This window comes from Fusibacter sp. (assembly GCF_057447755.1).
In genome coordinates this window covers 1-10,886 of the sequence record NZ_JBVBZF010000108.1, presented here as the reverse complement: position 1 = coordinate 10,886, position 10,886 = coordinate 1, and the positions used below count along the sequence as shown (strand labels likewise).

Sequence of the window (10,886 nt, the reverse complement as noted above, 5' to 3'; positions counted from 1 at the left end):
TTTCAACAATTCGACGCTGAGCAATCCCTTTGTTAAGATTAATTGTAGTGCCATACCTAGTGAACTCTTGGAATCAGAGCTTTTTGGTTATGAAAAGGGTGCTTTTACAGGTGCATCATCTTCAAAAAAAGGAAAGTTTGAAGTGGCAAATGGCGGCTCAATTCTTCTTGATGAAATTGGAGACATGAGCTTTCAGATGCAGACGAAACTGCTAAGGGTCCTTGAAGAGAAGGAATTTGAACGTGTTGGGGGTAACCGTCTCATACCGACGAATGCTAGGGTCATTGCGGCAACGAACCGCAACCTCCTTGCCATGAGCCATGAGAAGCAATTCAGAGAAGATCTCTACTATCGCTTAAATACCCTTGAAATCAAAGTGCCGTCATTGAGGGAGCGTTTATCAGATTTGCCTATGCTTATCGATTATTTTATTAAGCGAAACAACTTAGGTTTAACATTTTCCAGTGCCTCTATAGATTTGATGATGCAGTATTCATGGCCCGGAAATGTGAGACAATTGCGTAATCTAATCAATCGATTCAGTGTTTTAAACACAGGCGAAGTGATCTCTGCAGCTGAAGTGGAGACGCAAATCCACAGTTTAAATGTGCATAATGATATGACGCATCAGATGGATTCACTTAAATCATCTCAATCAATCATTAAAGAAAAGAAAGCACTGAAGACACTGGAGGAACTAGAGATAGAAGCTATAATGCAAGCCCTTAATGCCTATGATGGCAATAAGAGTTTAGCGGCATCCGCTCTAGCCATTTCACGATCGACCATGATGCGAAAAATTAAACAATATCAACTTTTAGAATAGCATAGGCTATTCTTTTTTTTGTAGAGAATTTGAATAAGTCCATGAGTCCATTAACGATTTTGATAAGGCATAACAAGAAGAACTGTGTAAATATCTTATTGCATAGCGCTTAAAATAGTTTCTAAGAAAGTTGGCATGAGGTTTGCTTTATAATTCAGCGTACGTATGAGGTATCGTGTTTATTGTGAAATATTAAGCAAGAAGACGGCAGCCCTGAAGACGGTAGACAAGTGTTGATTAAGCCTTAGAAAAGGGCTCTAATTATAAATTATTTTAGGAGGAAGATTTATGAAAATTTTGGGTGTTAGCTGTGGAAGAAGAATGAGCAATACTGAGATTTTAGTCAAGGAAGCATTGATGGGTGCAAAGGCGCAAGGCGCTGAGGTTGAATTTGTACGCTTACAAGACTTAAATCTCAAACCATGTACGGGCTGTAATGCATGTGTTATTGATCTTCTTGAAAAGTCAGGTTCAGGCAGATGTGTCTTAAAGGATGATTTTGAATTCATCGATGAAAAATTATTAGAGTGTGACGGTTTAATTTTAGGTGCGCCGATTTATGAAAAAACAGCACCTGGCCAATTAAAAATTTTAAACGATAGACTTGGTCCTTCTCACGATATGGCCTTTAGATTAATTGCAAAGCAAACGAGAGAAGCAAAAAACATCACAACTGGTAAAGGACCAGACCCACGTTCTTTCAAGCCAAAAGCAGCATCACTTATTGCAGTGGGTGGTAGTGAATGGGATACTTTGGCACTCCCAATGATGCATTTATCAGTTTTATCCATGCAATATGAAGTAGTGGATAAAATGCTCGTGAACTGGATCGCTTTACCAGGTGTTGTAGCACTTCATGACAATTGGCTTGAAAGAGCAAATAAATCTGGAACACATTTAGTAGAATCTCTTAAAAAGCCACTTGAAGAAGCAACCTATATTGGTGACAAAGGCGTCTGCCCAATCTGTCACTCAAAATTATTTGAAATCAATAACGTGGATAAAGTAAATCCTGCAGTTTGTAGCATCTGCGGCGTTAAAGGGACTTTAACGGTTAATGGCAGCGAGGCTTCATTTACAGTGACTGAGGAACAAGCGGCACTATCACATGTTAAGCTCTCTGGTAAGTTCCACCATGCAAAAGAGCTTAAAGAGGTTTCACTCGTTCCACATGCGAATATGCACCAATTACCTGAAAAGTTAGAGAAGTATAAGGCCTTTATCGAGCCATCACGTCCGTAATAGAATATAACATTAAATATTTAAAATAAGTATAGGAGACAAGCAATGAAGAAAGGTGATTTTATCTGGAGTGCGATATTTATAGCATTTTGTATCGTTTTAATTAATCCAGCAACAAGAGATATTTTTATTAGTTTTACATCAACATATAAGTTAACAGGAGGATTCTTAAAATTTGCTATATTAGCTTCCATGGGAGAACTTTTGGCAATTAGAGTTTCAAAAGGAGATTGGGAAAAGCCACCTTACTTTGTTGTGAGAGCCATTATTTGGGGCCTTATCGGCATGCTGATCACATGTGTTTTTACCATTTTTTCAGCAGGCATTTTAAAGCTTCAAGAGATTCACATTCTGCCATTTGAAGGCGTACCGCTTGCGTTCGCCTTCTTTGTGGCAACCTTTATGAACTGTTTATTCGCACCAACTTTTATGTTTGCACACCGTATTACAGACACTTACCTTGATATGAAGGGTGAGAAAGCAGAGCAAATAGATATTATTAGTGTTATTAAAAGAATTGACATGGTCAATTTTGTAACCTTTGTGGTTGGCAAGACTGTTCCTTTTTTCTGGATTCCAGCCCATACCATCACATTTTTGCTACCTGAAGCATATAGAATTTTAGCAGCAGCTTTCCTATCCATTGCACTTGGTTTATTATTAGCTTCAGCTAAGAGAAGAAAGGCGGTGGCATAATGACGATTTTAGCCATCAATACGGGGTCAACCTCTACTAAAATAGCGGTTTATGAGGAAAATGCACTTTTATTTGTTGAAAATTTAGTACATTCGGCTGAAACGCTCAGCGTGTTTGGCAATGTGATTGAACAGCTCGACTTTAGACATAACCTCGTTGAGAAATGTCTTATGGAGAAGGGTTTTGATATGAGTGGTCTTTCGGCTGTGGTCGGAAGGGGCGGTCTTTTACCACCTGTAAAATCAGGCGCTTATAAAGTCAACAAAACCATGATGGATAGATTAAAGAGCGATACGATTCCGGAGCATGCGTCTAATCTCGCAGCTATAATCGCTTATAAAATCGCTAATCCACTAGGGATAGATGCCCTGATTTACGATTCAGTGGCTGTAGATGAACTCACAGATGTTGCGAGACTTTCAGGATCGCCGCTTGTGCCGAGAAAGAGCTTTAGTCACACCCTTAACTCTCGTGCCATGGCGCATGAATACGCAAGTCGTATGGGAACAACCTATGCCAAGCTCAACTTGATCATCGCACATTTAGGTGGTGGCATTTCGGTCAATGCACATACTATGGGCCAAATGGTGGACATCCTTGCAGATGATGAAGGCCCATTTTCGCCAGAAAGAGCTGGTCGAGTGCCTTGTAATGATTTGATTGAATTGTGTTTCAGTGGCAAGTACACAAAGAGTGAAATCAAAAAGAGCATGAGAGGCAAGGGTGGTATTATGGCCTACCTTGGGACAACAGATGCAAAGAGTGTTGCCGAAAGGGCTCAAGCAGGTGATCCTGATGCAAGGCTGGTCTTTGAAGCCATGGCATACCAAGTGTCTAAGGGCATTGGTGAAATGGCAACCGTATTAAAGGGTAAAGTCGATGCCATTATTTTAACAGGTGGTATTGCATATTCTGAATATTTAACAGACATGATTAAAGAGCGCGTTTCTTTTATCGGAAATGTTGTGATCATCCCTGGTGAAAATGAAATGGACGCCCTTGCAAATGGCGCATATCGCGTCTTAAAAGGTGATGAAGTAGCACATGAATACGTCGAAGTGTAATCTTCAGTGGATGTATTTTCTAAATAAAAAATAGCAGTTAAGAAATCAAGTTTAACAAAGCGTTAAACAACCGAGTTAACCAACCGAGTTAAACAAGTTAAGAAGAGTGAGGAAATAATATGAGCTATGTACCTGAATTTAAACCGATGAGAAGTTTTATTCTAAACAATGTCAGATCGGACAACGATAGACCAAGGGCCTTTAGATGGTTATATAAGCAACATGTACCTGAGAGTATTTCTCAATTTCGTCCATACTGTACAAAATATGCGACCTATCATGCCTTACCACTGGCAGAAGGCGCAGAGCAGTTTGGGACTTATAACTGGATTATGACTGAACATTACTGGAACTTTAACATCTTCCAAAAGGGCAAAGGCCATTCGAGAGGGCTTGCTTTTTCGGAAGCATATCCTGATGACTTTATGGAAATCACTTGTCAGCCGCCGAGTGATACCCTAAGACAATCGGGATGGCAGGGTTCTGCAGATGGTTACCACCCAATCGTGTTCTGTTTTGCACCAATTTTCTGGGAAGATGATTTAAAGGGCAGCGAGCGTCTTACAGATGACGGTGCAAACTTCAGATGGTTGTTTTTCCTCTCGTATCCAGAGGGCGTGAGTGTAGAAGAAGGTGAGAAATGGTTCCATGAAATCTTTGCAAAGGAAGCTATTGAAACACCTGAAGTCATTAGATTCATGTCAAGCCGCGTGATGGATGAACCGAGAATCAACCCATTTGACCGCGTGGTCGAGCTTTGGTTTGACGACAGCAATGCTTGGCACAATGCCATGGTTAAAAATGGTCATAAATTCACAAAGCCAGCATGGAGCAAGGTAGACAAGTTTCCATTCTTTGAAGCCTATAAGGATATTACTGGGATCTTCATTATGGATAGACCGGATTCTGACCACTTGGCACAATGGCAAGGCTATATTACAACAAGATAGGCTGTGGCAGTTAAATTAAAATCAAGATCGTTATATTTTAAAATTGAAAAATAAGAGATATTAGTTGAAATTATAGGAGTGAAAAATGAAAGCAATTGTAAGTTATGATGGCAAGGCTACCCATATAGACTGGGAACATGAGAATATTACACCGAGAATGATCGACTGGTTTTGGAGCAACATGGAGAAGAGCTTTTTACTTTGGCATCCAAGCCAACATGAGCCATTGATATGGGAAAAAGCACCCGTTCATGGTAATCCGGTGGGATCAATTCATATTGCACCTCAAACATGGAATGACGGTAGCAGACAAAACCTTTATATTCGATTTGAAGCACTTGAAGATGTACCAGATTGGGTAAAGGAATACGTGATTTATGAACATTGTGTCATCGTAGCAGGATTAGGTCTCGGTGAACAATGTCTTGTCAACCCTGAGCCAATGGGCTATAGAATTCATCAATGGGAAAAAACAGATTACGGTGTCGTGGGCAAGTCTTCGGCAATCGGCACTAAGAAAAAAGAGACACAAGAAGATGGCCTTGTTTGGGCAGCACATTGTGAAGAGGAGGTGGGCAACTGGGCAAACTTCTTACCTCAAATGTACAGTTTGTTCAAAGTGGTCGAAAATACGGATTATAATCCTTATGCTGATCTTTCAGTAGAAGGTAAGGGCAGCACATTAAAGTATAAATTTATCAAATAGGATGTTTTATTGTATTGTCTGTTTATGTGAATGTATAAACAGACAATATTTTTCTAAATACGAATTTGGAGGCAGACTTGAACGAGAGACTAAAATCTGTTATCGAGAATATCCCGATTGTAGAAGGGATTCTAGATGGTGATTATGCTATTACTGTGACTAGTGCGGAGGAATGTTTATTCGTTGTAGAAAGAGGAGAAGGCAAATCCCCTTTGCAGGTCGGTCCATTATCAGAGGCAGCGCGCAAGGGTACACAGGCTGTCCTAGAGGCGGGTAAGACAATGACGCAATACTTAACGCAGGAAGTCCATGGGAAAGACCTCAAGTTGGTTATCGTTCCTGTTTTTGACGAAAAAGGGAGCATTGTTGGAACCTGCGGCATCAGCAAGAGTACAAAGCTTCAAAATCGAATTGAAAAAACATCTCATTCTCTAAAGACTGATCTGGAGAATGCCAATGGTCAAATTCAAGAGATTTCGAAACAAGCATTGACCTTTTCAGATAGTCTTAAGCTAATGGGCGAAATATCCATGAATGCAGAAAGAGCAATTGGAGAGAGCAGTGAAACCATTAAGCTCATCGAAAACATTTCTAAGAGATCAAATCTTCTCGGGCTAAATGCTGCAATTGAGGCTTCAAGAGCAGGCGAACAGGGACGTGGTTTTATGATCGTTGCAGATGAAATGAGGAAGCTGGCACTTATGAGCGGCAAAGCATCTAAGGAAATTTCGGAGTATTTAAATGAGACCAATCACAATGTCTCTCATATGATCGATCAGATTGAAAGGATGAGTCAGATCTCTAAGATACAGCTCGAATCGGTAACCAGTGTCGCAAGGACGATAAAAGATGTCGCCTTAGATTCTGAGCGTCTGAGTGATGATGCAAAATTGAGATAGACGATTTGATGGAAAAAGAGATTTGATGGATAAAGAGATTTGATAGATAAAGAGATTTGATGAGCGAAGTTAAAATAATAAGAACTGAGTAGAAGTAAATAGAAAGGATGAAATTAGATGATAAGAACCTTTGATGAGATGATACAACGCGTAAAAAGTGCACCTGTAAAAAAGAGAGTAGGCGTTGTTGCAGCTCAAGATGAACATACGCTGGAAGCCGTTTTTAAAGCTCGAAAGGATCAACTGGTTGAGCCGATACTTATCGGAGACCAAGAGAAAATTAAGGCTATTTTAAATAAGCTTGGTGAAGAACTTGCGGATGACTTCATCATTTCCACAGAGGGTGACTCTGAGTCTGCAGAAGCGGCAGTACGCCTCGTTCATGAAGGTAAAATTGACTTTATCATGAAGGGTAAAGTTCAGACGGCTGATTTATTGAGAGCTGTGGTGAATAGAGAACATGGCCTCAGAACTGGGAGCCTTATTTCACATTTGGTCTTCCATGAACTGTCCAACTATCCCAAGCTCCTGGCAATGTCGGACGGAGGCATGATGATGTATCCAAACCTAGAGGAAAAGAAGTTTATTATTGAGAATGCAGTAGGTGTGTTTAGAAATTTAGGCTATGAAAGACCCAAGGTTGCTGTACTTGCTGCGGTTGAAGTGGTCAACCCTAAGATGCCGGAATCTGTGGATGCAGATTTGCTCAAGAAGATGAATCAAAATGGTGAAATTGCAGATTGTATCGTTGAAGGGCCAATATCCTATGATTTGATGATTAGCCCTGAGTCTGCGGAAATTAAAGGCTATAAAAGTGAAGTCACAGGGGATACGGATATTTTAGTTGTACCCAATATCACGGTAGGTAACATTTTAGGAAAATCATTAGTCTACAGCGCTGAAGCTAAAATGGCGGGAATTGTCGTAGGTGCTAAAGTGCCTATTGTTCTGACCTCGAGGGGGTCTAGTGCTGAAGAAAAGTATCTGTCAATTGTATTATCAGCGCTTGCGGTGAAATAGACGAGCTTAGAATCAAGACCATTTTAAATCAGTATAGCTAAGATTGGAGATTAAATTGGAAGGTGTGAAAGTTTTGATTGAACAAAAAAAGACTAATTTTGTATTTCTGGGTGAGGCAGGAAGTGGAAAAAGTGAAATCGCTTTGAATTATGCAATGCTCTTAAGCAAGGTTGGCAATAAACCGGTGCACTTCTTTGACATGGATATGACCAAGCCCTTGTTCAGATCAAGAGAAGCAGTTTCTGAACTGGAGAAGGCAGGTATCATATTCCACTTTGAGGAACAATTTATGGATGCACCGACAATGGTAGGAGGCGTTAGTAAATTGCTAAGAGATGACACCTGCTTCGTTGTGATGGATGTCGGTGGTGATGACATCGGTGCAAAATCAGTTGGTGGATATGCGCTAGAGCTTAATAAGGATCATACTATTTCCTATTATGTTCTAAATGCCTTTAGACCCTGGTCTACAGATATTGACCAGGTTGATAAGACCCTAGCAGCTGTGCTTGGAGCATCAAGGGTGCAACTGGATAAGGTTAGGCTGATTAACAATCCCAATCTTGGTATCTCAACCACTCTGGACGATTTTATGGAAGGCTATAAGAAAATGGCCGACATGGTATCGCCATATAAGTCAATTGATTTTACTTGCGTAAGCGAAACTCTTTTTAAAGAGGCTTGTAAATTAGTGGATGTTGAGCTTATGTCCCTGCATTTGTATCTGACTTATCCATGGCTTAATTAGCAATGAACTAAAAAATAAACTGCCCATGACATTAGGGTGAAAGGAGTAAGAAATGGCTGTCGTAAAAATTATTTCAGAACGCTGCAAAAGCTGTGGCTATTGTGTGAAGTTCTGTCCCAAGCAAGTCCTTGAAATAGGTTCGAATGTAAATACTAAAGGCTATGAGTATGTTGAACCTACCAAAATGGAGGATTGTATTGCATGTCTAATGTGTGCAAGAATCTGTCCAGATGGCGCAATCGAAATCTATAAATAGGAGGAAGACAATGTCAAGAATATTTATGAAAGGCTGTGAAGCCATTGCAGAAGCTGCAGTAAGAGCAGGCTGCAGATTTTTTGCTGGTTATCCAATAACACCGCAAAATGAAATCCCTGAGTATTTTGCAAGAAGATTGCCTGAGGTTGGCGGCGCATTCCTTCAAGCGGAATCAGAAGTCGCAGCTGTCAGTATGGTCTATGGTGCTGCTGCAGGCGGTACAAGGTCAATGACTTCATCATCAAGCCCTGGAATCGCGCTTAAAAGTGAAGGCATCTCATACTGTGCTTCTGCAAGAATTCCAATGGTCTATGCTAATATCTCAAGAGGGGGCCCTGGTGTTGGATCAATTCAACCGGCACAGATGGATTATCTTCAAGCGACGAAGGCGTCTGGAAACGGTGGCTTTGAAATGATGGTACTTGCACCTGCATCTGTGCAGGAAGCAGTTGATTTAACTTATAAAGCATTTGAGTATGCTGACAGGGATAGAAATCCTGTATTAATCTTATCAGATGGCGTTATTGGCGCTATGATGGAGCCGGTCGTACTGCCAGACCTCATGCCAGAAGATGAAATTGCTGCGATCAAAGGGAACAAACGCTCTTGGGCATGTGTAGGACACTCACTGGATGAAGAGAGAGCATGGATTGAGCCAGGGCAATGGCAAACCTCTGAAATGGAGCGTGTCAACAAGGAAGCAGAGGCCCTTTATAAGTCATGGGAAAAGGATGCAATGGCAGAGACCTATCTTGTAGAGGATGCTGATCTCGTCCTGACAGCTTATGGAATTTCTGCACGTATTGCTAAATCAGCAGTTGACCATCTTAGAAGAGATGGCATCAAGGCCGGACTTATCAGACCTATTACGGTGCATCCGTTCCCGAGCAAGGCGTTTGAAGCACTCGACTCAAAGCAGGTAAGATACATTCTTGACGTTGAAATGTCAATTCCTGCACAAATGATTCACGATGTAGAGGCAGTCGTCAAGGAACGCATTCCGGTTAAGACTTGCTTACGTTCCGGCGGAAACATCATGACACGCGACTTGATCATCGAAACGGTCAAGGGATTTGAGAAGGAGTGATAGAGATGAAGCAGATGTATGCTAGAACAAAAACGATTCAGGAAGACAAGGTTTCGGGCTTCTGCCCAGGTTGTTTTCACAGCACCGTAATAAAATTAATCGGTGAAGTATTAGAAGAGATGAATATCGTAGATAAAACGGCTTGTGTCCTTGGTATAGGCTGCTGTGGCCTTAGCATGAACTATATGGCTTATGACAATATCACCTCGCCACACGGTCGTGCAGCAGCAGTGGCATCCGGGCTCAAGAGAAGCAACAAGGATACCTTGGTTTACACCTACCAAGGGGATGGCGACTTTGCATCGATCGGGCTTGCGGAATCTATATCTGCAGCAAACCGCGGTGAAAACATCACCATCATCCACGTCAACAACGGGATCTATGGTATGACAGGTGGTCAAATGTCACCAACGACGCTTATGGGCATGAAAGCTTCAACAGCGCCAAAGGGAAGACAAGCCGAGGATCATGGCTATCCAATGGATATGTGTGAAGTCATTAATAAATTGACTGCACCGGTTTATATTGAAAGAACAAGCTGCAATACGCCGCAAAACGTTATTAAGACAAAGAAGGCAATTCAAAAGGCGTTTCAAAATCAATTGGATGGCAAAGGCTTTTCATTGATAGAGATTGTCTCAAACTGTCCAACCAACTGGGGGGTAGATCCCTTAAAATCACTCGAGTTTATTGAAGAAAAAATGATTCCTCAATATCCACTCGGGGTTTATAGAGATAAATAGGAGGACTGATATGGAAACAAATTTATGCGTTGCCGGCTTCGGCGGTCAAGGGGTCATGACGCTTGGAAAATTCCTGGCTCAGGCGACTTGCGATTCAACTGATAAAAATGTTACGTTCTTCCCATCCTATGGAGCCGAACAACGTGGCGGGACTGCAAACTGCTTTGTCGTTATTTCGGATGATTTCATCGGTGCACCTTTAATGGACATAATGGATGACCTCATCGTGATGAATGGGCCTTCACTGGATAAATTTTTAAACCAATTGAAGCCAGGCGGGAACTTGTTCATCAACAGCTCAATCGTCAGCGAAAATGTGGGGAGAAATGATATTTCTTTGGTAAAAGTGCCTGCAACTGAGATGGCACTTGAAATGGGAAATGCCAAGGTGCTCAACATCATTATGCTCGGTGTCTATATTGGCTATACAGGTGTTGTTGAACCTGAAATCGTATGGAACACCGTAGAGAAAAAACTCGCAAGTAAAGCATCACTACTCCCCTTGAACAAGCAAGCCTTTGAGAGAGGTCTCGAGATTGGAAGGTCTCAAAAGAGGTGTTAATAAGGGGCGCATCGACAGAAGAAAAATTTCTTTCATGAGCATTCTCGACCTATATGCTCAAGATGGACGCGCTTAAGAAAAATAATC

At 41.3% G+C, this 10,886-nt stretch carries 13 protein-coding genes; all 13 read left to right on the top strand.

The annotated features are described in order from the left end of the window. Positions 1 to 826: sigma 54-interacting transcriptional regulator (locus AC220I_RS12610; RefSeq protein ID WP_486724196.1), on the top strand; the 826-nt coding region annotated here is incomplete at its 5' end. Between the two features lie 288 nt (positions 827 to 1,114). Next, complete coding sequence (locus AC220I_RS12605) at positions 1,115 to 2,068, top strand: flavodoxin family protein (RefSeq protein WP_486724195.1); 954 nt, start codon at positions 1,115 to 1,117, stop codon at positions 2,066 to 2,068. Positions 2,069 to 2,113: 45 nt separating this feature from the next. Further along, a complete protein-coding gene (locus AC220I_RS12600) occupies positions 2,114 to 2,764 on the top strand; it encodes a hypothetical protein (RefSeq protein ID WP_486724194.1) in 651 nt (216 codons plus the stop codon). Then, a complete protein-coding gene (gene buk, locus AC220I_RS12595; RefSeq protein ID WP_486724193.1) occupies positions 2,764 to 3,828 on the top strand; it encodes a butyrate kinase in 1,065 nt (354 codons plus the stop codon). Before AC220I_RS12600 ends, buk begins: the two co-directional genes overlap by 1 nt. Positions 3,829 to 3,947: 119 nt before the next feature. Continuing rightward, positions 3,948 to 4,778 (top strand): acetyl-CoA hydrolase, encoded by an 831-nt coding sequence (locus tag AC220I_RS12590; RefSeq protein WP_486724192.1) that lies wholly within the window; start codon positions 3,948 to 3,950, stop codon positions 4,776 to 4,778. An 85-nt stretch (positions 4,779 to 4,863) separates the two neighbouring features. Next, positions 4,864 to 5,484 carry a hypothetical protein gene (locus AC220I_RS12585; protein WP_486724191.1) on the top strand — a complete coding sequence of 207 codons (621 nt, stop codon included), beginning with the start codon at positions 4,864 to 4,866 and terminating at the stop codon, positions 5,482 to 5,484. Positions 5,485 to 5,561: 77 nt separating this feature from the next. Beyond that, positions 5,562 to 6,383: a methyl-accepting chemotaxis protein gene (locus AC220I_RS12580; RefSeq protein WP_486724190.1), complete on the top strand. Its 822-nt coding sequence runs from the start codon at positions 5,562 to 5,564 to the stop codon at positions 6,381 to 6,383. 117 nt (positions 6,384 to 6,500) lie between these two features. After that, a complete protein-coding gene (locus AC220I_RS12575) occupies positions 6,501 to 7,403 on the top strand; it encodes a bifunctional enoyl-CoA hydratase/phosphate acetyltransferase (protein WP_486724189.1) in 903 nt (300 codons plus the stop codon). A gap of 64 nt (positions 7,404 to 7,467) precedes the next feature. Continuing rightward, positions 7,468 to 8,151, top strand: a complete 684-nt coding sequence (locus AC220I_RS12570; RefSeq protein ID WP_486724197.1) for a hypothetical protein — start codon at positions 7,468 to 7,470, stop codon at positions 8,149 to 8,151. Positions 8,152 to 8,203: 52 nt separating this feature from the next. After that, entirely contained in the window at positions 8,204 to 8,407 is a 204-nt protein-coding gene (locus AC220I_RS12565) for a 4Fe-4S dicluster domain-containing protein (RefSeq protein ID WP_486724188.1), read from the top strand. A 10-nt stretch (positions 8,408 to 8,417) separates the two neighbouring features. Further along, on the top strand, positions 8,418 to 9,494 hold the full coding sequence (gene vorB / locus AC220I_RS12560) for a 3-methyl-2-oxobutanoate dehydrogenase subunit VorB (RefSeq protein ID WP_486724187.1): 1,077 nt from the start codon (positions 8,418 to 8,420) through the stop codon (positions 9,492 to 9,494). Positions 9,495 to 9,499: 5 nt separating this feature from the next. Further along, positions 9,500 to 10,237, top strand: a complete 738-nt coding sequence (locus AC220I_RS12555; RefSeq protein ID WP_486724186.1) for a thiamine pyrophosphate-dependent enzyme — start codon at positions 9,500 to 9,502, stop codon at positions 10,235 to 10,237. A 10-nt stretch (positions 10,238 to 10,247) separates the two neighbouring features. After that, entirely contained in the window at positions 10,248 to 10,799 is a 552-nt protein-coding gene (locus AC220I_RS12550; protein ID WP_486724185.1) for a 2-oxoacid:ferredoxin oxidoreductase subunit gamma family protein, read from the top strand. The last annotated feature ends 87 nt before the right edge of the window (positions 10,800 to 10,886 follow it).

Coding starts and splice junctions, on each gene's coding strand:
- AC220I_RS12605 (WP_486724195.1), top strand. CDS start 1,115: ATGAAAATTTTGGGTGTTAGCTGTGGAAGAAGAATGAGCAATACTGAG.
- AC220I_RS12550 (WP_486724185.1), top strand. CDS start 10,248: ATGGAAACAAATTTATGCGTTGCCGGCTTCGGCGGTCAAGGGGTCATG.
- vorB (WP_486724187.1), top strand. CDS start 8,418: ATGTCAAGAATATTTATGAAAGGCTGTGAAGCCATTGCAGAAGCTGCA.
- AC220I_RS12575 (WP_486724189.1), top strand. CDS start 6,501: ATGATAAGAACCTTTGATGAGATGATACAACGCGTAAAAAGTGCACCT.
- AC220I_RS12585 (WP_486724191.1), top strand. CDS start 4,864: ATGAAAGCAATTGTAAGTTATGATGGCAAGGCTACCCATATAGACTGG.
- AC220I_RS12600 (WP_486724194.1), top strand. CDS start 2,114: ATGAAGAAAGGTGATTTTATCTGGAGTGCGATATTTATAGCATTTTGT.
- buk (WP_486724193.1), top strand. CDS start 2,764: ATGACGATTTTAGCCATCAATACGGGGTCAACCTCTACTAAAATAGCG.
- AC220I_RS12590 (WP_486724192.1), top strand. CDS start 3,948: ATGAGCTATGTACCTGAATTTAAACCGATGAGAAGTTTTATTCTAAAC.
- AC220I_RS12555 (WP_486724186.1), top strand. CDS start 9,500: ATGAAGCAGATGTATGCTAGAACAAAAACGATTCAGGAAGACAAGGTT.
- AC220I_RS12565 (WP_486724188.1), top strand. CDS start 8,204: ATGGCTGTCGTAAAAATTATTTCAGAACGCTGCAAAAGCTGTGGCTAT.